Annotated in this window: 38 protein-coding genes; all 38 read left to right on the forward strand. The window is 41.0% G+C overall.

Translation table 11 applies throughout. The features are described 5' to 3' along the window. The first annotated feature begins 85 nt into the window (after window positions 1-85). The 38 genes from HMPREF2626_RS01440 (at window position 86) to HMPREF2626_RS01625 (ending at window position 24,109) form a co-directional block, all read left to right on the forward strand. Complete coding sequence (locus tag HMPREF2626_RS01440) at window positions 86-283, forward strand: hypothetical protein (protein WP_070616873.1); 198 nt, start codon at window positions 86-88, stop codon at window positions 281-283. 2 nt (window positions 284-285) lie between these two features. Next, the gene (locus tag HMPREF2626_RS10065; protein ID WP_168162686.1) at window positions 286-456 is read left to right on the forward strand and encodes a hypothetical protein; all 171 of its coding nucleotides are present in this window, start codon (window positions 286-288) and stop codon (window positions 454-456) included. A gap of 2 nt (window positions 457-458) precedes the next feature. Continuing rightward, the gene (locus HMPREF2626_RS10070) at window positions 459-599 is read left to right on the forward strand and encodes a hypothetical protein (RefSeq protein ID WP_168162687.1); all 141 of its coding nucleotides are present in this window, start codon (window positions 459-461) and stop codon (window positions 597-599) included. A 278-nt stretch (window positions 600-877) separates the two neighbouring features. Beyond that, the gene (locus tag HMPREF2626_RS01450) at window positions 878-1,804 is read left to right on the forward strand and encodes a hypothetical protein (protein WP_070616877.1); all 927 of its coding nucleotides are present in this window, start codon (window positions 878-880) and stop codon (window positions 1,802-1,804) included. A 47-nt stretch (window positions 1,805-1,851) separates the two neighbouring features. Beyond that, window positions 1,852-2,142: a hypothetical protein gene (locus HMPREF2626_RS01455; RefSeq protein ID WP_070616879.1), complete on the forward strand. Its 291-nt coding sequence runs from the start codon at window positions 1,852-1,854 to the stop codon at window positions 2,140-2,142. Beyond that, window positions 2,142-3,170 carry a recombinase RecT gene (locus tag HMPREF2626_RS01460; RefSeq protein ID WP_070616880.1) on the forward strand — a complete coding sequence of 343 codons (1,029 nt, stop codon included), beginning with the start codon at window positions 2,142-2,144 and terminating at the stop codon, window positions 3,168-3,170. The genes HMPREF2626_RS01455 and HMPREF2626_RS01460 overlap by 1 nt, the downstream gene beginning before the upstream one ends. After that, window positions 3,163-4,086, forward strand: a complete 924-nt coding sequence (locus tag HMPREF2626_RS01465) for a PD-(D/E)XK nuclease-like domain-containing protein (protein ID WP_070616882.1) — start codon at window positions 3,163-3,165, stop codon at window positions 4,084-4,086. The genes HMPREF2626_RS01460 and HMPREF2626_RS01465 overlap by 8 nt, the downstream gene beginning before the upstream one ends. Before the next feature lie 12 nt (window positions 4,087-4,098). Then, window positions 4,099-5,103 (forward strand): Lin1244/Lin1753 domain-containing protein, encoded by a 1,005-nt coding sequence (locus HMPREF2626_RS10075; protein WP_070616884.1) that lies wholly within the window; start codon window positions 4,099-4,101, stop codon window positions 5,101-5,103. Beyond that, window positions 5,096-5,548 carry a RusA family crossover junction endodeoxyribonuclease gene (locus tag HMPREF2626_RS01475; RefSeq protein WP_070616886.1) on the forward strand — a complete coding sequence of 151 codons (453 nt, stop codon included), beginning with the start codon at window positions 5,096-5,098 and terminating at the stop codon, window positions 5,546-5,548. Before HMPREF2626_RS10075 ends, HMPREF2626_RS01475 begins: the two co-directional genes overlap by 8 nt. Beyond that, window positions 5,545-5,793 carry a hypothetical protein gene (locus HMPREF2626_RS01480; RefSeq protein ID WP_070616888.1) on the forward strand — a complete coding sequence of 83 codons (249 nt, stop codon included), beginning with the start codon at window positions 5,545-5,547 and terminating at the stop codon, window positions 5,791-5,793. Before HMPREF2626_RS01475 ends, HMPREF2626_RS01480 begins: the two co-directional genes overlap by 4 nt. A gap of 121 nt (window positions 5,794-5,914) precedes the next feature. Further along, window positions 5,915-6,391 carry a single-stranded DNA-binding protein gene (gene ssb / locus HMPREF2626_RS01485; RefSeq protein ID WP_070616889.1) on the forward strand — a complete coding sequence of 159 codons (477 nt, stop codon included), beginning with the start codon at window positions 5,915-5,917 and terminating at the stop codon, window positions 6,389-6,391. 28 nt (window positions 6,392-6,419) lie between these two features. After that, on the forward strand, window positions 6,420-6,764 hold the full coding sequence (locus tag HMPREF2626_RS01490) for a nucleotide modification associated domain-containing protein (protein ID WP_070616890.1): 345 nt from the start codon (window positions 6,420-6,422) through the stop codon (window positions 6,762-6,764). Beyond that, window positions 6,761-7,558, forward strand: coding sequence for a winged helix-turn-helix domain-containing protein (locus tag HMPREF2626_RS01495; RefSeq protein ID WP_070616891.1), 798 nt, complete (start codon window positions 6,761-6,763; stop codon window positions 7,556-7,558). The genes HMPREF2626_RS01490 and HMPREF2626_RS01495 overlap by 4 nt, the downstream gene beginning before the upstream one ends. Further along, the gene (locus tag HMPREF2626_RS01500; RefSeq protein ID WP_070616892.1) at window positions 7,559-7,843 is read left to right on the forward strand and encodes a hypothetical protein; all 285 of its coding nucleotides are present in this window, start codon (window positions 7,559-7,561) and stop codon (window positions 7,841-7,843) included. It begins immediately after the preceding gene. After that, window positions 7,828-8,202 (forward strand): helix-turn-helix domain-containing protein, encoded by a 375-nt coding sequence (locus HMPREF2626_RS01505; RefSeq protein WP_070616893.1) that lies wholly within the window; start codon window positions 7,828-7,830, stop codon window positions 8,200-8,202. Before HMPREF2626_RS01500 ends, HMPREF2626_RS01505 begins: the two co-directional genes overlap by 16 nt. Next, window positions 8,192-8,983, forward strand: coding sequence for a MazG-like family protein (locus HMPREF2626_RS10395; protein WP_371440384.1), 792 nt, complete (start codon window positions 8,192-8,194; stop codon window positions 8,981-8,983). Before HMPREF2626_RS01505 ends, HMPREF2626_RS10395 begins: the two co-directional genes overlap by 11 nt. After that, complete coding sequence (gene nrdH, locus HMPREF2626_RS01515; RefSeq protein ID WP_070616894.1) at window positions 8,980-9,210, forward strand: glutaredoxin-like protein NrdH; 231 nt, start codon at window positions 8,980-8,982, stop codon at window positions 9,208-9,210. The genes HMPREF2626_RS10395 and nrdH overlap by 4 nt, the downstream gene beginning before the upstream one ends. 29 nt (window positions 9,211-9,239) lie before the next feature. Further along, window positions 9,240-9,665, forward strand: a complete 426-nt coding sequence (locus HMPREF2626_RS01520) for an ArpU family phage packaging/lysis transcriptional regulator (RefSeq protein ID WP_168162688.1) — start codon at window positions 9,240-9,242, stop codon at window positions 9,663-9,665. A 217-nt stretch (window positions 9,666-9,882) separates the two neighbouring features. Next, on the forward strand, window positions 9,883-10,212 hold the full coding sequence (locus HMPREF2626_RS01525; RefSeq protein ID WP_070616895.1) for a hypothetical protein: 330 nt from the start codon (window positions 9,883-9,885) through the stop codon (window positions 10,210-10,212). Between the two features lie 64 nt (window positions 10,213-10,276). Continuing rightward, window positions 10,277-10,741, forward strand: coding sequence for a transposase (locus HMPREF2626_RS01530; RefSeq protein WP_070616896.1), 465 nt, complete (start codon window positions 10,277-10,279; stop codon window positions 10,739-10,741). Between the two features lie 17 nt (window positions 10,742-10,758). Continuing rightward, window positions 10,759-10,953 (forward strand): hypothetical protein, encoded by a 195-nt coding sequence (locus HMPREF2626_RS10250; protein WP_070616897.1) that lies wholly within the window; start codon window positions 10,759-10,761, stop codon window positions 10,951-10,953. Window positions 10,954-10,980: 27 nt separating this feature from the next. Continuing rightward, window positions 10,981-12,174: a phage terminase large subunit gene (terL, locus tag HMPREF2626_RS01540; protein ID WP_371440385.1), complete on the forward strand. Its 1,194-nt coding sequence runs from the start codon at window positions 10,981-10,983 to the stop codon at window positions 12,172-12,174. Beyond that, a complete protein-coding gene (locus HMPREF2626_RS01545) occupies window positions 12,175-13,563 on the forward strand; it encodes a phage portal protein (protein WP_070616899.1) in 1,389 nt (462 codons plus the stop codon). Then, the gene (locus HMPREF2626_RS01550; RefSeq protein WP_070616900.1) at window positions 13,547-15,226 is read left to right on the forward strand and encodes a minor capsid protein; all 1,680 of its coding nucleotides are present in this window, start codon (window positions 13,547-13,549) and stop codon (window positions 15,224-15,226) included. Before HMPREF2626_RS01545 ends, HMPREF2626_RS01550 begins: the two co-directional genes overlap by 17 nt. A gap of 1 nt (window position 15,227) precedes the next feature. Continuing rightward, window positions 15,228-15,407: a hypothetical protein gene (locus HMPREF2626_RS01555; protein ID WP_070616901.1), complete on the forward strand. Its 180-nt coding sequence runs from the start codon at window positions 15,228-15,230 to the stop codon at window positions 15,405-15,407. Between the two features lie 31 nt (window positions 15,408-15,438). Further along, window positions 15,439-15,771, forward strand: coding sequence for a YjcQ family protein (locus tag HMPREF2626_RS01560; protein ID WP_070616902.1), 333 nt, complete (start codon window positions 15,439-15,441; stop codon window positions 15,769-15,771). A 486-nt stretch (window positions 15,772-16,257) separates the two neighbouring features. Continuing rightward, window positions 16,258-16,866 carry a capsid assembly scaffolding protein Gp46 family protein gene (locus tag HMPREF2626_RS01570; protein WP_070616904.1) on the forward strand — a complete coding sequence of 203 codons (609 nt, stop codon included), beginning with the start codon at window positions 16,258-16,260 and terminating at the stop codon, window positions 16,864-16,866. Between the two features lie 17 nt (window positions 16,867-16,883). After that, the gene (locus HMPREF2626_RS01575; protein ID WP_070616905.1) at window positions 16,884-17,189 is read left to right on the forward strand and encodes a hypothetical protein; all 306 of its coding nucleotides are present in this window, start codon (window positions 16,884-16,886) and stop codon (window positions 17,187-17,189) included. A 15-nt stretch (window positions 17,190-17,204) separates the two neighbouring features. Beyond that, a complete protein-coding gene (locus HMPREF2626_RS01580; RefSeq protein WP_070616906.1) occupies window positions 17,205-18,245 on the forward strand; it encodes a major capsid protein in 1,041 nt (346 codons plus the stop codon). A gap of 50 nt (window positions 18,246-18,295) precedes the next feature. Further along, window positions 18,296-18,595: a Rho termination factor N-terminal domain-containing protein gene (locus tag HMPREF2626_RS01585; protein WP_070616907.1), complete on the forward strand. Its 300-nt coding sequence runs from the start codon at window positions 18,296-18,298 to the stop codon at window positions 18,593-18,595. A gap of 9 nt (window positions 18,596-18,604) precedes the next feature. Beyond that, complete coding sequence (locus HMPREF2626_RS01590) at window positions 18,605-18,967, forward strand: phage head-tail connector protein (RefSeq protein WP_070616908.1); 363 nt, start codon at window positions 18,605-18,607, stop codon at window positions 18,965-18,967. Beyond that, window positions 18,964-19,278, forward strand: coding sequence for a hypothetical protein (locus tag HMPREF2626_RS01595; protein WP_070616909.1), 315 nt, complete (start codon window positions 18,964-18,966; stop codon window positions 19,276-19,278). Before HMPREF2626_RS01590 ends, HMPREF2626_RS01595 begins: the two co-directional genes overlap by 4 nt. Then, entirely contained in the window at window positions 19,278-19,670 is a 393-nt protein-coding gene (locus HMPREF2626_RS01600) for an HK97 gp10 family phage protein (protein WP_070616910.1), read from the forward strand. Before HMPREF2626_RS01595 ends, HMPREF2626_RS01600 begins: the two co-directional genes overlap by 1 nt. Window positions 19,671-19,678: 8 nt before the next feature. Further along, on the forward strand, window positions 19,679-20,086 hold the full coding sequence (locus tag HMPREF2626_RS01605) for a DUF5072 family protein (RefSeq protein WP_070616911.1): 408 nt from the start codon (window positions 19,679-19,681) through the stop codon (window positions 20,084-20,086). Window positions 20,087-20,102: 16 nt separating this feature from the next. Next, window positions 20,103-20,606 (forward strand): phage major tail protein, TP901-1 family, encoded by a 504-nt coding sequence (locus HMPREF2626_RS01610; RefSeq protein ID WP_070616912.1) that lies wholly within the window; start codon window positions 20,103-20,105, stop codon window positions 20,604-20,606. A 14-nt stretch (window positions 20,607-20,620) separates the two neighbouring features. Beyond that, complete coding sequence (locus tag HMPREF2626_RS01615; RefSeq protein WP_070616913.1) at window positions 20,621-20,986, forward strand: hypothetical protein; 366 nt, start codon at window positions 20,621-20,623, stop codon at window positions 20,984-20,986. A gap of 164 nt (window positions 20,987-21,150) precedes the next feature. Then, window positions 21,151-21,420 (forward strand): hypothetical protein, encoded by a 270-nt coding sequence (locus HMPREF2626_RS01620; protein WP_246818911.1) that lies wholly within the window; start codon window positions 21,151-21,153, stop codon window positions 21,418-21,420. Further along, complete coding sequence (locus HMPREF2626_RS01625; RefSeq protein ID WP_070616915.1) at window positions 21,413-24,109, forward strand: tape measure protein; 2,697 nt, start codon at window positions 21,413-21,415, stop codon at window positions 24,107-24,109. Before HMPREF2626_RS01620 ends, HMPREF2626_RS01625 begins: the two co-directional genes overlap by 8 nt. Window positions 24,110-24,121: the final 12 nt, after the last annotated feature.

Raw genomic sequence — 24,121 nt, forward strand, 5'->3', positions numbered from 1 at the left:
TAGAGTAGAGGAACAAAAAACTTAACAAGGAGGAGGGATGAGAATCTGAGGATTATTAACCATAATTCAATAAGGAGGTGATCATATGGCTAATCCAACTATAGAGCCCATTAACTATGGCGTTGAAGAAGTTCAAAAGATCTTAGGTATTGGGGAAAGTAAAGCCTATGAGATTATTCGAAAGCTTAATGCTGAGCTTGATAAGAAGGGTTACTTGACCGTCAGAGGAAAGGTTAATATTAAGTATTTTCAAGAGAGAATGTATGCAGGAGGGGAGGTTTAACTATGGATTTACTAGATGTACTAGGTGTATTTCTCATCACAGGCATGCTAGCCGCTGCTGTACTGGCTTTAGCAGGACTGTTCCTGGAGTTATACAAGGAGACGTATGGGAAGCTGCCAGCGTGGTTTGTGAGCATCTTTGAGGTGCAGACTGGGGAGCACTGGAGGGAATAAGGATGAATAAAGCAATTAAAATAGCACTACCTCTAGCCGCTATTGGGGTAGCGTGCTGGGTAGTGCATGAGAAGAAAAAGAATTCTCTTGTGAAGAATATGAAATTTACTAAAGATGGGTTACAGCTCGGGAAAGTCAAATAGTAATTTAACTTTCTAAAAGATTTGGAAAGGATAACTAGTATGAAATTCTTTATAAAAACAACAATCAACATTTTTCTTACTGGATGGTACTACATTGATCGATTGACGTGTGAAGCTAATGGACAAGATTAAGTTTCAACAGGAATGGCTTAATAAGTCCATCGATAGAGCCATTAAGTCAAAAGATCCGCAGTACCTGCAGGACGTAAAGTCGCATTATGGCAGACTCTATTATGAGTTAAATTTGATGTTTCAGGAGAAAAGGATGATGAAGAGATATGATGACACCGTGGGAAGGGTTTAGATATGAACATGGAGATGAGATGGAATTTACGACTTTTGGATATCCTTGTGTTATCCGAATTAATGATCAAAACACGCTATGTGGTTATATAGGTATAGAGAAGGGGCATCCACTATGGTTAGGCGACTGTGATGATCTAGATATACAAAGCTTAGAAGTTCACGGAGGGGTTACTTATACAGGATTCTTAAAAGGTGGCACAACCTGGTATATAGGGTTTGATTGCGCTCACTCTAGTGATCATGTACCGGGGCCCAAGTGGGAAATTCCTCCTTTTGTGGTACGTCCCTCCAAACCGTGGCGTGATCATTTTTTCGTAAAAATGAATATTAATGAATTGGCTGCCCAGTTGAAGATAATTAACTCCGAAAGAAAGAGTGAACTATCAGAAACAAGGATTCGAAAAATATTTGTGTATGCGATGATGACTAAAGAATCATTTCAAAAGCAAGTTATTGAATATTTAAATAAGCCTGTTTTTATTAGCAAAGAGGATGGAAGTTTTGATGTAGAAATTGATCGAGAGTTTATGCATATCTCTTGTGATGTAAATCGAATCATTGCTTTATCTTGTAGTGATGAGTCTCCAATAGATTTTCACGAAATTAAAGAATTCTTTATAGAGCTGGCAAAGGCTACTGATGGTGATATTCCGGTCCCTAATACAGATCGTGAGATTGAAAATTTATTACTTCATTACTTTATTAAGCAAAATGAAATAATTAACCAAACTATAAACGGAAAAATTGCTTTAATAAAAGAGTTCGTTACCACCCATGGATTTTCTGATTACGATTCAGATTGGGAGTTAGAAATGGAGGAGGTAACCAAAGAGTATTTGAATAGACTGAATATGATATTAAATAGATTTTTAAAGGTTGACAAAATAAAAGCCGACTAGCGGCAACTAGTCGACAGAAATAAAAAAGCTTTCAAGGAGATTATACCATGAGTATTTATGAATCACAATTACACGATAGATGGGGAAGGCCTGCAGAGCCTAGAGAATTAAAGCATATCCCTGTTGGTCAAGATTGGAAGGGTAATACGATTTACCTGGATGATGGGAAGGATTACATGTGCTACTTCCCTGGTGAGTATGTTGATGTTACTGAGCTGAGTGACTATCTCATCTACATCTATAAAACGGATGAGGGTGCAGCAGTCGATTTGATGGCTGAAGCTGTTGCTAATGGCCAATTATTAACAGCAATGGATTTATATGAGGAGGCAGAATAATGGCAAATGAAGTACAACAAGCGTCTCAGAAAACACTAACGACAGGCATTATTAATCGTGTAGGAGAAATGGAAAAAGAGGGATTAGTGATTCCTAGCGATTACTCACCAGCTAACGCCTTGAACATTGCTTACCTGCAACTAGAAGAAAGCGGCGTTCTCAATAAGGTAACGCCCCAATCAGTGGCTAAAGCTTTGCTGAACATGGTGATTCAAGGCCTAAGCCCAGCGAAGACACAGGTCTACTTCATCCCATATGGTAATACGCTACAGATGCAGCGTTCCTACTTCGGCACACAAACAGCAATTAAGCGTTTAGACGAAGTGGACGATGTATGGGCCAATGTCATTTATGAAGATGACGAGTTTGAAATGACAATTGATGAAAAAGGTGTTGAACGCTTTGTAAAACATAAGACGAATTGGCAAAATCGTGATGGTGAAATTGTTGGAGCTTATGCCATTGTGGATACTAGATCGAGAGGGCGCCTGCTAACAGTAATGACTAAGAAAGAAATTGATGCCTCCTGGTCCCAGGGAAAGACAAAAAATGTCCAACAAAAATTCCCCCAAGAAATGGCCAAGCGAACAGTTATTAATCGTGCAGCTAAGAATATCCTAAATACGTCAACAGACAATGATTATCTTGTGAATGCAATTAATGACACGACTGAAAATGAATACGATCAAAAGAAACGTCGTCAAGATGTCACTGATAGTGCTCCAGATCGAGAGGGGGATCAACTGATCGAAAAGCTGAAAGAGAAAAAACAAGCTAAAACTAAAGAGTCAGTTGAACAACCTAAAAATGATGTTCCGGATGAAGTAATTGAAGCAGAGATTCTTGAAGACTCTCCGGATGAACCGGAAACTCCTGATCAATCTGAATCCTCCGGAGAACTTACAGAGGATGAATTAGCAGAGCTCAAAGCGCAATCAGAAGCCTTTGCCAAAGAGCAAGTAGAGGATGCTCCGGAAGAGAAGCAAGTAGATCTGTTTGGCAAGAATATTGGTGATTTCTATGAGTAAGCAAGAAGAATTACAAAAGCTCAACGATGATAGCTATTACTACTCAAACGAGTCGAGCTGGAAGTACATGTCCGCTTCTCAGTATAAAGACTTCCTGGAGTGTGAAGCAGCAGCCCTGGCTAAGCTAAAAGAGGACTGGCAGCCGACTAGTGACCCTACAGCGCTCTTAGTTGGTAACTACGTCCATTCCTACTTCGAGTCTCCGGAAGCTCATGCAGCCTTCAAAAACGCCAACAACGAGGCGATGTTTAAACCAGCAACGGTAGCAGAGCTGAAAGAGGGGTTGGACGACCTCAATATTTCTTATAAGAAGTCTGCTAAGAAAGATGAACTCATTGAGCTCTACGGGGACCATACCATGCCACATGGGGGCTTACTCAGCCCCTTCAAGGTGGCTGACCGGATGATTGAACGTGTCAAACGAGAACCCCTCTTTGACTTACTTTGGCAGGGTGACAAAGAAGTCCCGGTCATTGGTGAGTTTGGCGGTGTCCAGTGGAAAGGTAAGATTGACCTACTCAACGTAGAAGATGGTATCTTTATTGATTTGAAGACGAATGCTGATTTCAGCCGTAGATACTGGGACAAACGGTATATGGGCTGGGTAAGCTTTGTTGAAGCGTTTGGCTATGTCCGGCAGATTGCTATCTATGAGTACCTGCTAGAGCAGGAGTATGGCAAGCCATTTGAAGGCTTCATCTATGCCGTATCGAAGCAAGATCCCTGTGATGTAGAAGCTATCCGGATTGATGACTATAAAAAGGATTTTGAGCTGACCAACACTAAAGAACGCGTTAAGCACTTTGAAGCCGTTAAGACCGGACAAGTTGAACCTAAGATGTGTGGTAAATGTGAATATTGTCGTGAACGAAAAGTGTTAGATGGGTTTATCTATAGTGATGAGCTCATTGATTAAGGAGGAAGATAAGTGGCTAGGCCAACGAAAGATGGTCTTGATTACTTTCCTCTAGATGTCGATATATTTGAAAATGCAAAGATTGAAGCCATTGCTGGTGAATTTGGAGCCAAGGGTGAGCTCTTAGTAATCAAACTGTTATGCGCGGTATACAAAGAAGGATACTACGTTGTATGGAATGAATTGCTAAAGATGCAGCTCTTGAAACGCGTCCAGGGAGCAAGTATTGGATTTTTGGAACAAGTGGTCAACCGCTTAGTTGAATGGGGAACCTTTGATAAAAACCTGTTTAACTCGGCTAAGGTACTCACTTCAGTACGGATCCAAGAAAACTACCGTTTAGCCACCAGCCGGCGCAAAAATATCGATATGAGTCGTTATTGCTTACTCGATGTAGACAATAACCCTAACTCAAGTGGAGTTAATGACAACATTAATCCACAAAGTAAAAGAAAAGAAAGTAAAAGAGATCAAAGTAAATTAAATAATATATCATCAACATCAAAAACTAGTTCTTTTAGTGCACCTGAAAATAAAAATCCGGGCGAAAACTCGGATGATGTGGATGTTGTTGATGATGATTTGCCACCGGTATTGGGTCAAAAAACTCTGGATTTCTACCAGGACAACTTTGGCTTTTTCCAAAATTCATTGGCTATGCAGACGGTCCAAAGTATGGCTAAGAACTATGGCGATGACTTGGTCATTCATGCTCTAACCAAAGCGATTGAGGTAGATCGGCCCATTAACTATGCCAATACAATCCTGAAGAACTGGCAAAAACAAGGGGTGACAACTGTAAAAGAGGCAGAAGCTGCTGATAAGAGTTTTGAGCGCAAGAAGTCCAAGAAATATGGCAGACAGAAGCGTGAAGAAGACACTCCAGAATGGCTAGAAAACCAGAAGAAGGAGCGGCAGTCGAAGACACCTGAGCAACCAAAGCAGGCGGATACAGAGGGGGCAAAGCGCCTGAAAGAGATGATTGCCAACCGAGACAGGGGGACTATCGATGATTGAGTTGGTCATCCCTGGGGAGTGTGTGCCTAAAGGTCGGCCTCGCTTTACGAAGGCTGGCCATGCCTACACCCCTAAGAAAACCAGGGCCTATGAAGCTAAGCTGAAACTGTACTTTAGGCGAGCAGTTAAAGAACCCATGGAGGGGCCTTTGTCAGTCACCCTGGTGATTGGTCGGCCGTTCTTGAAGAGCTTCACCAAGAAAAAGACCGCTGAGGCTTTGAATTTGGATCTCTGGCCGATTTCAAGACCTGATTTGGATAACTATGTCAAAGCAGTCTTAGACGCTGGAAATGGCATTCTTTTTGCCGATGATAGCCAGGTCTGCAGATTGCATGTTGTGAAGGTCTACTCTCCAGTAGTTGGCATTGCCTTAAGACTTCAGGAAATTGAACTATCAACGCAAGAATTAGAGCTTATCAACAAGTTAAGGGAGGTTGATTCATGATGGCGCAGAAGTGGGTTGTCGAAAAGCAAAAATATGAACCCTATGAGCTTCCGGGAGAGAATTGCAGTCTCTACGAAGAGGATATGGACCGCATAGTAACCTGTGCTCAATGTGGAGAGCCGATGGTGTACGGCCTGGGCTATTGCTCAAGAGAAGTTCATACAGAAGTCGGCTTAGCCTATATCGTTTGTGAAGATTGCTACCGCATGGAGTGGCAGCGTAAAGCCGATTTTGAAAATCGCTAAGTAAATTACCGGATGCCTACTGGAGAGGGGCTAAACTCTCAAAATTCTATCGTGCTCATTACTGTCAAACTTAGCCCCTCTACCCAGTAGGCATCCGGGTAAATTGTGAAAGGAATTGTCTATGATTAACAACGTTGTTTTGGTTGGAAGGCTCACCAAAGGCGTTAGCCTTCGCTATACCCAAAGTGGTGTGGCTGTGGCCAACTTTCTTTTAGCCTGTGAGCGGAGTTTCCGTAATGCAGACGGAGAGAAGGAAACTGACTTTATCTCCTGTGTCATTTGGCGAGGCGCAGCAGAAAGCCTTGAGAAGTACACAGCAAAGGGATCGCTGATTGGCGTTGAAGGGTCCATCCAGACCAGAAACTATGAAAATGACCAGGGTCAGCGCGTCTATGTAACGGAGGTATTAGTTAGCAACTTTAGCTTGCTGGAACCAAAAGAAGTGACGGAGAAGCGTCGGATGGGGACTGGCCAATCAACTGGGGGTTATCAAGCACCTAACAGATCTACAGCTACAGGGTGGACGAGTCAACCCCAACAATCAAATTTCCGGCCAACAGAAGAAATTCAGATAAAAGATGATGATTTGCCGTTCTAGGGATGCAAGATGAAACGGAGGAGATATTATGGACCACGTACTTGATGAAATGATTGCTTTGTACGAGGAAAAGAATAATGACTATGGTAATAGCTTCGACCAGAGCTTGGATAAGCATGGACTAGTAGCTAGTGCTGTACGTCTAGGTGATAAGCTGAATCGCTTTGAAAATTTAATTCACACAGACCAGCAAGTAAAGGATGAGTCTATCCGTGATACGTTGATTGATTTAGCTAATTATGCTGCGATGACTGTGAACTGGTTAGATAATCAACAATCAGAACCAGTAGCAGCGAGCCCTAAGCCTTCTAAACCATATCCGTATATGTTCACGAGTGAGTATCTAAAAGCTCTAAGGGATGATAATTTATGATTGGAGAACAGATCGAAGGCTTGTCACCTAATGGCTACACAGTTAGGGGAACAGTGATTAAAGAGCTTAAATATACTTGGCTAGTCGAAAGTAATAAGAATTTAGAACTCATCTATAAAATCTCGGCCCCTGATTGGCAGGATAAACAAAATGCCAAAAGTCCGGGCGCCAAGCTAAAAGACCTACGCAGACAGTGCCAGCTGACTATCCCAGCTGCAGCAGACCGGGTGAATCGTTCATCTCGGATCGTCATGCTGATTGAACAAGATGCTTATCAGGGGAGTGATAAAGAGAGTATCGTTGGTAAGCTCAAGGAGTACTACATGGACTACCAAGAACGCGTCTCCGGAGAGCCTAGCGATGAGCCAATCGAAGAGATACTGCGTCAACTAAACGATGATACTCCAATTCCAGACGACGGATATACTTGGAAACCAAATGTTGAAGGGCAATCTTTATCAAATAAAGGATGGACAGACCAAGAAAAAGATACTCTAGTAGCACTGTATGAAAAAGGGGAATCTCTCAAAGAAATTAGTGAAATTCTAGGACGAACTTACTATGGAACTAAGTCACAGCTGGAGCAACTACGTAAAGAAGGACGTATGTGGAAACGACCTCGAATTCGTGAAAAAAGAAAGAAACGAAAAGAATGGAGCGATGGGGACACTGAGCGCTTAATTGAAATGGAAAATAAAGGGCTACCTTATATAGAAATTGCAAGTGCACTAGGTTTCTCTATCGGGACAATTGCGCAGCGCATAAAAAGATTTAGGGAAGAAGGGGTGATGTAGATGAAAAGACTAATCGAGAGATTTTTTAAGCTAACGATGGGCGGTTGGCTTGTACTGGCAGTCGTTCTCTTTTGGTGGCTGATTGGAAGTACTGTCTACAATGCTTTAAAGCCAGAAACACCTCCGCAAATTGAAAGTACGCCTCGAAAGGTAGCAGTACAGACCCTGGATGACGATGCAGACCGGGTGAGGTACTTGCAGATCTGGATGGTTAGAATCGATGGGGAGGAGCGGTATTTTGGAGAGTTTATTGATGGAGGGGAAAGTAAATGGGCAGAGAACTAGGACAGAAGATAAAAAGTGTCAGAGAGTCCAAGGGTTGGACGCAGCAACAGCTTGGGGAAATTCTCGGAAATCCACCCGTTAAGCCTGGGATCATATCTAGGTGGGAAAACGGCATATCTTTACCGAACAATAAGCGCCTTAAAGCAATTGCTGACCTAGCAGGCACCACAGTAGACGATTTACTAGAGGAAGAATATTGTGAGTGGTCAAAAAGTGCTCGCCGTCTTAGTTGGGCCTCTATGTACGCCACTGATTGCGGCGAGGTGTGGATAGACGATAGTACCAAGTCTATAGAAGAGTTTAATTATTGCCTTTATTGCGGTAAGAAAATTGAGAGGATGAGTGACGATGAGATGTAGTAACAAATACATGGTAAATATATGCGATCAAGAAACCTGGCCCGGGAAAATGTTCGATACTAAGGAGGAGGCGATTCATGAAGCGAATAAAGCTTTGATAAATCACAATGATGGAAGCGATATTTTCGGCTGTGAATTAGGAGAAATTGAAGGCATTTACGATTTTAATCCTTATGAAGTCGAAACGTATTCTGTTGGAATAACGAGAGTTCCAGAAGTCCCCGAAGACTTAGGTCGGAAGCTTTTTGATTGGCTAGATAATTGTTTTTGGGACGAGTTTTCATACGCATATGGGGAACCTATTTCAGATCGTATTTTTAGTGAAGATGAAAAAGATGGAGTAGACCTAGTCATTTATGATGCTATATCAATTATAGTTAATCAGAGTGAAAGAAACGCTTACATTGTTGAAGAAATAGAAAAAATTCCTAATCCGTTGAAACAGGAGGAAGAAATTCAAATGGATAAATTAATTAGTGATGTTGAAGAGTGGTCGAACCAGAGAGGATTAAATGAATCAGATTATAAGGCTCAGTTTCTAAAAGTAATTGAAGAGGTTGGAGAGCTGGCACAAGGAATGGCTAAAAATAAACCAGAAGTAATTGTAGACTCGTTCGGTGATGTATTTGTCACCCTCGTTATCCTCAATCAACAACTAAGATATCATGGTGTAATTGATCATGACCTTGCGGAGTGCCTTAATTTTGCATATCAAGAGATTAAGGACCGTAAAGGAGAGATGATTAATGGAACTTTTGTTAAAGAGGAGGATTTATCATGATTACGGTCTATACAAAAGATCACTGCATGCAGTGTCGCTTTACAAAGAAATGGCTAGATGAACACGGGATCGAATATTCGTTAAAGAATGTAGACGCTGACCCTACACTCACTGAGGAGCTCCAACAGATGGGCTTCCAGGCGGTGCCTGTTGTTGTAGCGGAAGGCTATGAGCCGTTTTATGGCTTCCAACCACATAAATTGGAGAAGATTATTGAAACTTTATAAGTAAGTTGTATTTTAAGGGAGGCTTGCCTGTGTTATTTCCGGAAATTGACAAAGAAAAAACATTGAAAAATGTCACAGAATTGCTATCGAACTATGATAGGTGTTGCCTGCTTGCTGGTGTTTCTCAGCAAAAAATGGTGGCGAGCTTCTCTGATATTCCGAGTGGGTCTACTGTAGAAAATACGAACGAGAATAAATTGATTAACGGTATAGGTTATCAGCAGATTCTAAATCACATTCATAAGGCTATTGATATTCTGGATTGGGATTCAAGACAAATAATTATTCGAAAGTATCTCAAAGAGGAGAAAGATGTTTCGATTTATAACCGCATTGGCATGAGCGAATCCACCTATTATAAAAAGTTAGAAATAGCTAAATTGAAGTTCGCAAATGCTTATGAAAAAGGTAGTCTTGTTGTTTTGAAAAATGGAGGAAACGCGGAGGAAACGTAAAGAAAACACAAAGGAAGTCAGGAGAAAGTCCGGAGATAACGCGGAGGAAAAGTAGAGTATTATGGTAGTGAAGGAAGTAGGCCGAAGGGGATAGGTCTACAGTATCCTTGTTGAACCTCCTTTCTTATTAATGCATCGCCGCCTCATCCCCCCCTTGTGAGGCGGCTTTTAAAATAGTATAATTTGTTTTATAAAATAAAAAAGGAGAAAGTAAATAATGATTTCAAAGTATAATGTGAAAAAATATATATTAATTGCATTTCTTAGTATTTCTGTAATTGCAGTTGTATTTAGTCTTATGTTCGCAACTAATTGGAATTTTTCCAATTATATGGTTAGTCTCGCGATACTGCTTTATATTATAGTTTACGGTTTAAAGTTGTTTACAGGTAAGAGTGACGAGAAACTTTTAGATGCTTTGAGGAACTTGAAAGTACTCATTTTATTAGTAGTTTTTGTTCTTACTACTATTGAGAATAAGGGCTTAAGTGACTTAGGATCTGTGATTTTATTGATGACTATACCAGAATTATTTGATGATAAATAAACAAACAAAGGCTTCTTATCGATAAACTAAGGAGCCTTTTTGATTTATGAAAAGGAGTGAGGCTATGGCAAAGTACGATGATTGGATTACCGAAGAAGGCTTAATTAAAATTGAAGGTTGGGCTCGCGATGGTCTCACTGATAAACAAATTGCTTATAATTGTGATGTGTCTGAACGAACCTTTTCGACGTGGAAGAAGAGGTTTTCTTCTATTTCTTCCGCCCTTAAAAAGGGCAAAGAGGTTGTTGACCGTCAAGTTGAGAGTGCCTTATTGAAATCAGCAGTCGGCTATACAACGACAGAGCGGACAATTACGACAAACCCGGATGGAACACAGACGGTCAAGGTCACTGAAAAAGAAGTGCCCCCGAATACAACGGCTCAAATTTTCTGGCTGAAGAACCGCAAGCCTGAAGAGTGGCGAGATCGGAAAGAAACCCAAATCAGTGGTGGTGTTGAAGTTGAAAATAAGAATCCTTATGCGGAGTTATCGATTGAAGAGTTGAAGCAGTTAGCCAAAGATGACTAGAAGAGGTGATGGTAGGGATGGATAAATCAGAATTGATTCGGCAAGGTGCCAGGGAAGAACTCGCTCGACGTGAGTTCTTTTCTTTTTGTCGTTTATTACATGGCGACTTCTATAAACCTGAACGAAACTACTTAGTAACGCTTTGTAACAAGCTACAGGAGTTTTACCAAAAGAGCGAGGATGACATTCTGATTATTAACATCCCTCCTTAACCTCGCCATGGTAAGAGCTTTACAGCAGTGAACTTTGCTTTATGGATATTTGGAATTAATCCAAGAGAGAAAATCATGACAGGGTCTTATAACGAAACCCTATCAACAGCCTTCTCTAAGCAGGTCAGAAATGCCATACAAGAGGTTAAGGCCCAAGATGACATTACGGTCTATCATGATATTTTCCCTGAGACACAGATCAAATATGGCGATGCTGCGATGAATCTGTGGAGCTTAGAAGGGCAATCAACCAGTTACTTGGCCACTTCTCCAAGTGGTACAGCGACAGGGTTCGGTGCCAGCTTAATCATTGTCGATGACTTGATCAAGAGTGCTGAGCAAGCCATGAATGCAACAGAATTAAAGAAGCAGTATCACTGGTTTGTTGATACTATGCTTTCTCGATTAGAATCTGGCGGAAAGATAATCATCATTATGACGCGCTGGCATTCTAATGATTTAGCTGGTCGCATTTTAAAAGATTTCCCTGACCTGAACTATAAGGTCCAACATATTAACATGAAGGCCATGCAAGAAGATGGCACCATGCTTTGTGAGGATGTTCTGAGCGCCAAAGAGTTCCAGCAACGTCAAGCAGTCATGTCTCCAGAAATTGCTTCAGCCAACTATCAGCAGGAGCCAATTGATATCAAGGGTAAGCTGTATTCGAGCTTTAAAGAGTATATTGATTTGCCAAGTAATATCGTTTCGATTGATTCGTACACAGATACGGCTGATACCGGTTCGGACTACTTATCGACCTTTATCTATGCTAGAACGAAGGACGATGAAGCCTATATTCTGGATGTCATTTATACGCAAGAGCCGATGGAAGTAACAGAACCTCTGTTAGCTAAAAAGTTGTACGAACATAAAGTCAACAAAGCAGCGATTGAGTCCAATAATGGTGGTCGGGGCTTCGGCCGAGCCGTTGAACGAATTATGAAGAATGAATATCGAACTAATCGCACAAGCTTTAATTTATTTACTCAAACTAACAATAAGATTGCTCGAATTCTGTCTAATTCGCCATGGGTAATGGAACATATCTATTTCCCGGAGAACTGGCGTCACAAGTGGCCAAAGTTATATGAAGCTTTAAACTCCTTCCAAAAAGAAGGACGGAACAAGCATGACGATGCTCCGGATGCTTTAACGGGTGTTGCGGAACAGATCCTAAACGGCGGAGCAAAAGTAAAATTCTTTAAAGGAGGGTTGTAGGTGACTGAAACTAAAGATAAGAAACTAAGCAAGAAATTCACTTGTTCAAAAAATGATGAAGTGAACCTAGATTTGGTCAAAAAATATTTATTGCAACATCAAGCAGTCATTCAACAATATGACGCACTAGAAAATGAGTATCAAGCCAACGCTCCTATTTTGTATGCGCCGAAAAAGGATCAAGGCAAACCGGATAATCGAATTGTTGCTCCTCATGGCCGTTACTTAGTCAATATGGCTGACGGCTATTTTATTGGCAAGCCGGTACAAAAAATCAGTCAGAATACACGCGTAGCAGAAACTGTAGACAACTTCGATAAGTTGAACAATATCGAGGATGAAGATTCCGAACTGGCAAAGATGGCCAGTATCTATGGAACAGCTAATGAATTAATGTATTTAGACAGAGATTCTCAAGTAAGAGTGGTTCGGCTGAGCCCTAAAGAATCGTTTATTGTTTACGACAATACAGCAGATAGCGAAAAAATGTTTTCTGTCCATATCGTCGGTGATCAAGAGGTGGTCACGGTATCAACTTCTGAACTGATTTGTTGGTACGAGAAAAATGATAGTGGGGAACTGGTCTTAGGAGAGTCAACTCGCGAAGTTCCTAACCCTAGAGTTAATCCCTTTGGTGAAGTTCCTATGATTGAATGGGTGCAGAATGAAGAGCGTATTGGTCTATTTGAGCCTGTGCTGACTGGTATTAATGCTTACAATAAGGCCTTGTCAGAAAAGGCTAATGATGTGGATTATTTCGCTGACGCTTACCTATTCATCAAAGGCTTTGAGTTGCCGGAGACGCTGTCCGGATCAATCTTGCGACTAAACCGAATTATTAACGCTTATGGTCCTGATTCGCAATATGCAGACGCTAAATTCTTGGAAAAACCTAACGCTGATGTTACCCAAGAGCATTTGCTTGATCGCTTAGAAGATAAGATTTTCCAACTAGCCAATGTTGTCAACCCTAACGCAGATCGCGTAGGGGCTGAAACAGGGAAGGCTAAGGAGTGGCGCTTCCAACAAATGTCGAATATGGTCCTCATGAAAGAACGGAAATTTAAAAGATCCATGCAGGAACGCTATCGTTTACTGTATAAGATTCCTATGGTTGGTAATAAAGATGATTGGATGAAGATCGAATTTAAGTTCTTCCGGAACATTCCTCAGGACACAGAATCCGAAGCTCAAGTTGTAAAGCTGCTTAAGGGAATCGTGAGTGATGAAACCTTGCTAACGCGTCTATCCTTTATTGATAATCCAAAAGAAGAACTGCAAAAACTTAAGGATCAAACTTCTATATCTATGGATATTTATTCGAAAATGGGATTAGATGCTGGTCAGCATGTAATAGAAGGGGCTGAGGGTGATGAAATCACGCCATAGCCTACCTAATCCAGACTACTGGGAGGATCGGTCTAAGGACTTCTGGAAACGTCTAGAACGGTCTGAAAAAAGCCTCCAGCGTCGCCTCTATCGTTTTTACGACCGCCAAGCTAATGAATTGGGCCGTGAGATTCAGGCCTATTACACGAAGTATGGCAAAGACAATGTCATTGAGTATGCTGAGTTGTTCCAGTCATTAGATGATAGTGACCGTCGTCTCTTATTTGAAGATATGACCGAATTTACTAATAAGTATCCTCAGTACAGTCACTTAGTTCCAATTAGAGAGAGTGTTTATAAATTAAACCGACTCCAGGGATTGGATCTATCTGTTCAACTGAAACTTCTCGAAATGGGAGCTATTGAAGAAAAAGAATTAACGAATCATCTGAAGAATCAAGTCCAGGGCATCTATGGAGAGACTAGCCAGTTACTCCAGGGTGGCCTTTTTAATATGATGGATGATGCAGCTGCTGAGAAGCTTGTGAGCCGTAACTGGACACAAAGCGGAAACTACTCAGACAGTATCTGGCAAAACAAAGCTAGGCTAATGCAATATCTCCATAGAGAATTCACAGATGGTTTTATTCGTGGCGATACATATGAGGAACTAGGCAAGAGGCTCAAAGATAAGTTCAAGGATCGAAGCAAGTATGAAATTGACCGTTTGATTCGAACAGAGGGAACCTTTGCAGCGAATGAAGCAATGATGTCGGCTTTTGAAGATAGTGATTACGGTGAATATGAATTTGTTTCTGTTGAGGATTCTAAGGCCTGTTCGATTTGTGGTGGCTTGGAGAATCAACCTTTTAAAATTGAGGACCGCATGCCTGGTCTCAACTTCCCACCTATGCATCCCCATTGTCGGTGTACCTTCACTATTGTGATTCCTGACGAATGGGAAGGCTGGACTAAAGAAGAGATTGAAGCCTTGGCCAATGAACCAGGTTGGACGCAAGAAGAAGTGGATGAAATCCTAGAGAAGAATGGTTTTATCAGCCAAGACCGGCGAAACTCTAGAATTAGTTATAGCGGCAGCTCTCAGACCTTTACAAGACATAATAAGGACATGAAAGTTAAACGAGTCAAAGGAACTAAAAATCAAAATATCTATGTTTCTGACCGCTTGAAGTCTAAGAAAAAGGCTATCCGATATTACGATAATCAGTTTTCTGAAGCCTATAACCTTATCGGAGATATAGCCAGTCAATTTGAGAAACCCAAGATTATTATTGGCGATAAGAGTGAGTTCTCAACAGGAGTTCTTGCTTCTTACAAGCCGGGTGATAATACTTTGTTCGTTCGTGGGGATATCACTTCAAATGCTGGCATGTTAGATGTACAAGATAATACGTTAGTTATGAATGGTAATCCGTTGAGTACGATTATTCATGAATTGGGGCATTGGTATCAGTATCAGCAGATTAAGGCTAACAATCCTGATTTTACGCATGAAGAGATACTGTCTAGAGAAATGGCGAATTCCAAAAGACTAGTTGAGAAACTGACAAAGAACAAGTATAATTTGAATAAAGACGTAAGCAAATACGCTTCTACAAGTTTTGTATACGGTAAATATTACGAGGTTTATGCTGAAGTTTTCGTAAAATGCATACTATCTAACGAGGACTTATTAGAATATCTAGAGGAAGGGGAACGATAAAATGGATCTGCATAAAAGAGCTGACGAGCTTTACGACGTTATAGAGCCTTACATGATTTTATTGTTCGAGCTTGATTCTGAAGGGTATTCATATAAACTGAAAGAAGACGCTCCAGAAGAAGTCCGAAAAGCCGATAGAGAATTAAGATCTTTTGCAAAAGATCTAGAACCAATACGTTGATAAAAGCGGCGCGAATAGAGGTGAGATGTCAATGGCAAAAGACGACTATTTTGTTATTGTTTATCAGATATTGAAATACCTTTATGATTCTTTGAAAAAAGGGAAAGCCATAGAAGAAGAGAAACTTACTTCAGCGTACTTCGGCGTTGTCGATAGTTATTTTTCATATATTCTCTCGAGTATGTACCATCAAGGATTCATCTCTGGGTTACGTCCGATAGATAGTAAATTAGGGCAAACATTTATCAATTTAGATGATACGGTGATTACGCCAAAAGGAATTGAGTATTTATTCGATAATAATCTGATAGCAAAAGCTAAACGAACATTAAAAGATATTAAAGAAATGGTACCAGGTTTTTAAAAGCATCAACCAATAAAAAGGTTAGGTGCTTTTCTTATGCCTAATTTTAGGAGGTGAGGCAATGCCTATTTATTGCTATCAGGTGACCTAGAAAGGCAGTGTGATCCAGTATGTATCTTGACTAGCAAAGGGCTGAAGGAAGAATGTATCAAATATATAAAATTTTTAAATGGATTAGGCAAAATTTTCTATGCATTCATGACTGGCATTGGCGAGAATATGGTATCGGTCGTGAAAGCTTTGCGACTTGTAAAAAGTGTGGGAAGTTTACTAAGAATATTTAGCTAATCGTGAGTCTATCTCGAGACTATCTCTATAAATAACTCGAAAAATGTTGATACAAAGGTATTTCTATCTCTAGATAATTGTGAGAGGATCGTGCGAAGTCGTAGCAATACGGCTTTTTATTTCGCCCAAAACATGCTCATGGCGTTAAAAGGTGCAAGGAATACAGTCAACAAAGACTATAAAAAAGGAGTTAGTGTAATGAAAAAGAATTCGATTTTACCAATGGACCTACAGTTTTTTGCAGCAGAAGGTCATGAACCTGAAGTTGAAGAACAAGAAATTAATTCAGTTGAAGAAAATGTTGACAATAAAGAAGCTGAGACTCAAGGAGAGACTACAGAAAAGCTTTTTACTCAAGAAGAATTAGATGCTATGATTACTGACCGCTTAGAACGCGAGCGTCAGAAATATGAAAAGGCGAAAGAATCTGAAAAGTATCAGGCGATGAATAACGCTGACAAGGTAAAAACTTTGGAAGAGCAAATTGCTGAGTATGAAGCAAAAGAGAACCATCAGAATATGATCAAGGTTGCTGAGGAGCAAGCTGAATTACTAGAAACCCAATTACCTGGCGGAATCATTGAGGCACTAGTAAATGATGACGATGCTGAAGTAACCAAGAAAAACATTGAAAGCTTCACTCAATTATATAAAGAAGCTTTAGAGGCTGAAGTTAAACGAGCCTTACGTGGTGATTCACCCATTATTGCTCCTGCAGCTAACCCTTCTAAGAGCGAGGGCGTAACAGCTGCAGAGGCTCGGAATGATCGTGACAAGGCTCAAAAAGTCAAATCGAATTGGGATTAATGAAGGAGGGCTATTAAATGGCTTATATTGGACAACCAAAAACGTATGATAATACACCTAATTTCTTGAAGAGTGCTCATTTCCAGGCGTTTACAAATACAGTGACTCAAGAAATGGCCAAAGACAAGAAAACGGTTAAAGCAGGTACTATCTTCCCAGCAAATGATGCGACTGCTAAGGGGATTGTTTATAAGGATGTTGACGTTTCAAATGGTGCACAAGAAGCTTCTATTATTGTAGAGGGTTACATTCTAGAAGAGCGTTTACCAGAGAAACCAAGCGCAGAAGCCAAGGCGCAGTTAGCCGAAATTAAGTTCTACTAAAAGGAGGAATAATTTATGTCATTAGTAACTGATATCTTAACGACACAACGTGTGCTGGATTATACAACGACCCGTTCTTATCCAACACAAGCTGGCGAAGCTTTATTCCCTGCTCAACGTCAGGAATCAATGGACTTCAAGTACATTACAGGGCGTAACGGCGCTCCTGTATCAGCAAGTGTCCACTCCTTGAATACTGAATCTGAGATTGGTAGCCGTCAAGGATTGAAGGAAGTTGCTGGTAAGGTGGCCATGATTAAACGTAAAATTGGAGTTGATGAAGAACTCATTTTACAACTTCATAGCTTGCGGCAAGATTCTAATGCTTATAAAGCGGTAATTGATAAGATCTACAACGATATTGATGCCATGGTGAACGCTGTTAATGTTCGTATTGAACGGATGCGCTATGAAGCTTTGGCTACAGGTAAGATCGTTTTGAATGAGAATAATGTGAAGTATGAAATCAACTATGGCCTTGAAGACAAACAGAAAACAGATGTTGCGACGAAGTGGGACGATCCGAATGCGAATATCCTAGATGATATCTTTACCATTGTTGATAAGATGGTTGCTGAAGGTGATCAACCACAACGTATCCTAACTTCACGGAAGGTAGTTGCCTTATTGGCTAAAAATGAGAAGCTCCAAAAAGAAATTCTCGGCCAATACAACTCTCGCCGCCTCTCTCAAAATGAGCTGAACAACTTCTTCACTTCCCAAGGTCTTCCCGTCATCGGAACTGAAGACCGCGTTTATCGAGCTGAAGACGCAGCAGGCCGGTTAACGACTCACCGCTACTTTGCAGATAACAAGATGGTGTTCCTGCCTGGCACAGCCGTTGGTCATACTGTTTACGCTCCAACGCCTGAAGAAATTCGGTTGGCGCAAAACCCAGCAGTAGATTTGTCTAAGGTGGGGAATGTAATTGCTATGGTATACGATGAAGCTGTGGATCCTGTGGCCACTTACACTAAAGCTGTTGCAATGGCCTTACCATCCTTTGAAGCAGCTGATCAAGTCCACATTGCTGATGTTCTAGCACCAACTATGTAAGTCTGAGCCTTCGCTTTTGTGAAGGCTCCTTTTAATAAGGAGGCTAAAGAATGAATTACAAAGTGATTACGCCGTTTCGCGGCTTAAAAACTTCGACTAACTATGAAGTTGGAGACAAGGTAAAAGATGAAGACTTTCATCTTGCCTTGTTGAATTCGAATAACCAATATCACCAAGCTTTTGTTGAAGAAGCAGGAACTGACAAAGTAGAAGAGAGTTCAGCAAAGGTTAACTTAAGTGAGCTCAAAGTAGATGAATTAAAAGAAAAAGCAAAAGCTCTTGGTATTGATGATTTCAGCTCAATGAAAAAGGCTGAGCTAATTGTAGCTATTGAAGCAGTTCAAGACTAGGTGATCGTCATGTCAGAAGTTAAGCGGACAATCCTAGAACGTATTCGGCTTAGAATTGGTTCGGATGTTCCGGATGAATTACTTGAGGATTTTATTCAAATTGTCCAGGACCGGATTAATTTAAGGTTAGCGCCTTATAGTCCAACAAACTTTCCAACCGCTTTAGATAGCATTGTGGTTGAAGTCGTGATTGCTATGTCTAATAAAGCTGAGCTACACCATGAAGGGGTCGATAATGAAAAGGTTGATGTTTATTCAATGAAGTTTATTCAAGACTTATTGAAGCCTTATTTGGAAGATATTGACCTTTTTCGGCAAACACTTATCCCAGAAGAAGCTAAGGTTAGAGGAGGGGGTATTAAGTTCATATGAGACTTTATCCTTCCACTTTGTATCTGAATGTCGATTCCGGAGAAAAAGACCGAATGGGAAACACGATTTATACACCAGTTAAGTTGGTTGAAGGTAAAGCCAGGCTAGCGAATTGGACGGTCCAAGAGATGAATTTACTTGACCGAAAGCTCACAGAATCCACTCAAAAAGTACTGACCGATTTTAGGTTCGACCTTGCTAATCAAGCTGATTATATTGCTATAGATAGTAAGACGGATAAACTAAAAATTAAGAATGTGACTCAAGTCGGTCGTTGGGTTGTTCTTTATGTTGAAAGGTGGCGAACCTGATGGATTTTGAAGTAGAGTTTGATCCAACCGATTTGTCTATTCTTGAAAAAGCTTTTCAAGGGTTAAGTCGGGTAGACTATCTAAAAATAGCTGATAAAAATATCACACAGATTTTTAACCGAGCGGCTAGAAAACCAGGGACACCGATTGATAAAGGACAATTACGGAATTCACGACGTAAACGATTGTCTAGGGCCAGTGCTTCTAGTACTTCCTGGAGGCGAGAATTTGGGTATACAGCTAGCTATGCCCCTCATGTGGAATTTGGCCATCGAACAAGGTCCGGAGGGTATGTTCGCGGTCAAAGGTACCTTTACAATAACCAATTAAAGCAGCGGCCGATTTATCGTCGGGATATTCTTGAAGGACTTGCTAAGGCTATGAAGAAATAGGTGTCGCAATGATTAAAAAATTAAGTTTCATTGACCTCTATCGAGCACTCAAAGAAACGATTGAAAAGCATACAGATTACCGGGTGATTGATGACATTCAGTTGAATGAGCAATCGCCCTTTTATTATGTTGAGATTCTAGAGAAAAGAGATACATCAACTAAGACGATGTTTAGAGAAACGGTTGTGATTTCTCTGCATGCTATTGCTGAACCGAGCGGAAGCAAGGAACAGGTCTATGACATGGTCCAAGCACTGGAAGAAGCCATGACAATTGAGTTGCAGATTCCAGGGGTCGACATTTTAGACCAGCGTCAGAATGGTGTCTATCGCTTTAACTTGGATGAAACCAATGAGTGGCATGGCATCATTGATTATGAAATTCGTATTTCCTATGGGTTTAAAACTAAAATTTAAGAAAAGAGGGAACTAAATGGCAGAGAATGCATTTGATAATAACTTGTATTGTGATTTTGATAGTACCGCGACTAAAGCTATTGCTGGTAAAGATATCTTGCTCGCTGTATTTGATGCAACAGGCGCTGCTTTATTGGCGATTGCTGGCCAGCAAGGTTTAACCATTAACCGGACCGCTGATTCAATCGAGGTGTCTAGTAAAGATACTAAAGGTGGTTGGAAGTCTAAGATTGCTGGGATGAAGGAATGGTCTATTGATAATGATGGTCTTTACGTCCAATCTGACAAGGCCCACCAACAACTGGGTACTGCTTTCGAAAATGGTGATCCTGTTTGCATCAAAGTGATTGATGGAAAACGTAAGAAAGGGATGTTTGGTGGTTTAGCTTATGTAACTGACTACACACTAGAAGCTCCCTACGATGATGGGATGACTTACAGCATTACTTTAGATGGTAATGGCGCTCTAACTGATTTAACAACAACTAAAGGCACTAGTGACGTTATGCCAGCGTCTTAAGAGGAGGAAGATAAATGACTGATAAAAATATCCAGGTTGAAACTGAAGAGACAAAGAAAAAAGACAATTTAATTATTGTTAATGATGAGTCTTACGAACTTCGCTATACCTTGAAACGGATTGAAGCGATTGAGAACTTACTAGGTGATTCTGTTTTACACCTCTTACATAAACAAGAGGCTGTTTTATCGATTAGCCAGCTCCGGACGCTATTCACCCAAGCCCTTTATAAAGTCGATGGGGGCAAGGTATCTCCGGAACAGGCTAAGAAATATTTCGATGCTTTACTCTTATCTGAAGACTATGGCTATATCAAACTAAATGGTTTAGTTGTAACAAAAATTTCGGAGGACTGCGCTTTTTTATTCCCTCAAGCTTAGTCCAGTTTGAGTATTTTTCAACGGATCAAAGCAAAATCGATGAGAAAGAATTAGAGCAAAGAAAGCACTATTCGACTCAAATTGATTTTGCTTTTTTTGCTGTGAATTTTGGGTATTCAAAAGCAGATTACGAAGCCCTGACACAGCTTGAAAAGCTTTTTATTATGAAAGCGTATGAGAATAAGACGGTTGAACAAACCACTTATATTCGCAACGCTGTTCTGAATGCTGTCAGCAATGCACTGCGGAAGAAGAACAAACGCTTTGTTGATCTATGGAAGAAAGCTCAAAAACCTTTAGATAAAGAAAAAGCTCAAGTTGACCTTAGTGTTGTTCTTGAAACCGAGAAAAAAGAAGGCAAGGACTGGGTAAGCCGGATTTACGAAGCAAATGGCATGCAACCACCAAAACGAGAGGAGGTAACCGATGGCTGATTACACGTTGAGCGTTGAAATTCGTGGAGATTCAAATGATTTACAAGAATCTGTAGAAAAAGTCCAGGATTTACTAGATGGTCTAGGCGATAAAAGTTCCATTGGTATTATGGGAATGGCGAAAGCGTTCGGTATCGCTCAGCTCGCAACACAAGGGGTCACAATGGCGATAAGCGCTATTTCCAATTCTATGGATAGCGCGATTAACCGCTTCGATACGATGAACCAATTCCCTAAAGTTATGTCTAACTTGGGGTATTCAACAGATGAATCAAAAGCAGCCATCGACCGACTGAGTCAAGGGATTGATGGCTTGCCGACTCGTTTAGATGATGTGACTGGGAATGCTCAACAAATGATCTCGACACTTGGTGATATGGATGTTGGGGTTGATACAACTCTAGCTCTAAATGATGCTTTCTTAGCTAGTGGGGCATCGTCAGAGGACGCGTCTCGTGGCCTCCAGCAATACACCCAAATGTTATCGACAGGTAAAGTTGACTTAGAGTCCTGGCGAACCTTAATGGAAACCATGCCAACAGCTCTCCAACAAGTAGCTGAAGCGTTTGGTTTTACTGGTAAAACGGCCAAGAATGATCTCTTTAATGCCTTACAAGATGGCACGATCACCATGGAAGAGATGAACCAGAAGTTCATTGAATTAGACACCTCAGCAGGAGGATTTAGAGATCAAGCCCTAGATGCATCGCAAGGGATTCAAACATCCTTTGAAAACATGAAGAATGCAACTGCTAAAGGTATTGCCAGTGTGATTGAGGCGATTGATACAGGCTTACAAGATGCTGGGCTCGGGTCAATTGCTGATAACTTCGACAAAGTTAAAGGTGTTATTAGTGATACCTTTGCTACAATCGCTCAACATGTTCCAACAGTGATTTCAGCTATTCAAAGTGTTATTGAAAAACTAAGGAGCATTTGGGATGCTCTAGGTCCTTTACAACCACTCATTAAAATTGTAATTGGTGCCTTCCTCGGGACAAGGGTAGTTACTGGAGTTCTGGGCAGTGTAACCAATGGAATTAACGGGGTGACTAAAGGGCTTGAAGCAGTTGGTGGTCTGAAGGGAGCCTTTAAAGCAATTACTGGAGTCCCTCAACTGGCAAGCCAAGTTGGCTCGCTTAAGGGGGCTTTCGGTGGATTAAAAGCTGCTATGCCTGGGGTCAGTGGTGCCATTTCTACTGCTGTTGGCTCAATTAAAGGAGGTCTCTCTAGTCTATGGGCAACGCTTATGGCTAACCCAATTATTTTGGTAGTCGCTGCTATTGCAGCATTGGTTGCCGGGTTTGTCTGGGCCTATAACAACGTTGAATGGTTCCGGGATGGCGTAAATCAAGCCTGGGAGACGCTTAAGACAGGCCTAGCTACAGCTTGGGAAGCAATCAAGCAAGGTATCGCAAGCTTTGGTCAATGGATCAGTGAGACTTGGACAAGTATCAAGGAAACCCTAGTGGCTGTTTGGCAACCAATCTCTGAGTATCTGATGCAGGTATGGCAAATGATCACAGAATATGGGATGCAGCGATGGAATACGTTTAAAGAAAACTTCTCTAGATTGTGGGAAGGCATCAAGATGATGTTCCAAGGTGTTTGGGAAATCATTAAGGCAATATTTATGGGAGCAACCCTTGTGATTATCGATATTCTAAACGGTGATTGGACACAGTTAGGGGAAGATCTTAAGCTGATTTGGGATTCGATTGTTCAAGGAGCTCGACTCATTTGGGAAGGGCTAAAAACTTACTTTTCAGGTTGGTTAGAAAACGTTAAGTCAGATTTCTCAACCGCTTGGAATGGGGTCAAATCTACTCTCTCAGCCCTTTGGAATGGCATCTTAGCATTAGGACAGCAAGTGTGGAATAACCTCAAGAACGCTTTTATGTCGATTACCTCGAGTCTTATTCGATCTGTGATCGCTAAATTTACTGCTATGAAGGCTTCAGTTATTGAAATAGCAAACGCAATTAAAGATGGCGCTGTTCGTGCTTGGAACCAATTAGTGACTAGTGTCCGAAACATTGTTGATCGTGTGAAGAGCACCTTTAACAAGTTAAGGAATATCAACCTTTATGATATAGGGGTTGCTATTATCCAAGGCTTCTTGAATGGCCTTAAAGCAGCCTTCGAAAATGTAAAAAGCTTTATTGGTGGTATCGGCTCATGGATTCGAGAAAACAAAGGGCCAATCCAGTACGATAGAAAGCTACTGATTCCAGCAGGTAATGCTATCCTAGATGGTTTCCTAGTTGGGTTGAAAGATTCCTTTAAAGATGTTATGGCCTTTGTTTCTGACATTGCTGAAGAAATTCGGAAGATGCTTCCAGATAATTTCCAAATGGGGTTTGGTTGGAATCTTGAAGGGTCACCACCTCTTCCTGAAGGCGGAAAAGGTATAGAGGGTGGCTCCAGAGGCTCTGGGAGCGGCGGTATTGGCTCTGTTGTTTCTCCTAATGGAAATCCCTACAGTTATCACAATATCATGCCTAGAGGGAATTATGAGGTGTCTGGAGGTTCTGGGACAACGATTATTCAGCAGGACCGTGATGTTTATATTCGTAATGTCATTGATATTGATGGTCGAGAGTTCCAACAAACTACGGCTAAATATACTCGTGATGCACTGGATACCCTAGAGAAACGGGAAAATAGATTTATTGGTAAGAGATTTTAAATGATTAGGGAG

This window comes from Aerococcus sp. HMSC062A02 (assembly GCF_001809535.1).
Classification (GTDB): Bacteria; Bacillota; Bacilli; order Lactobacillales; family Aerococcaceae; genus Aerococcus.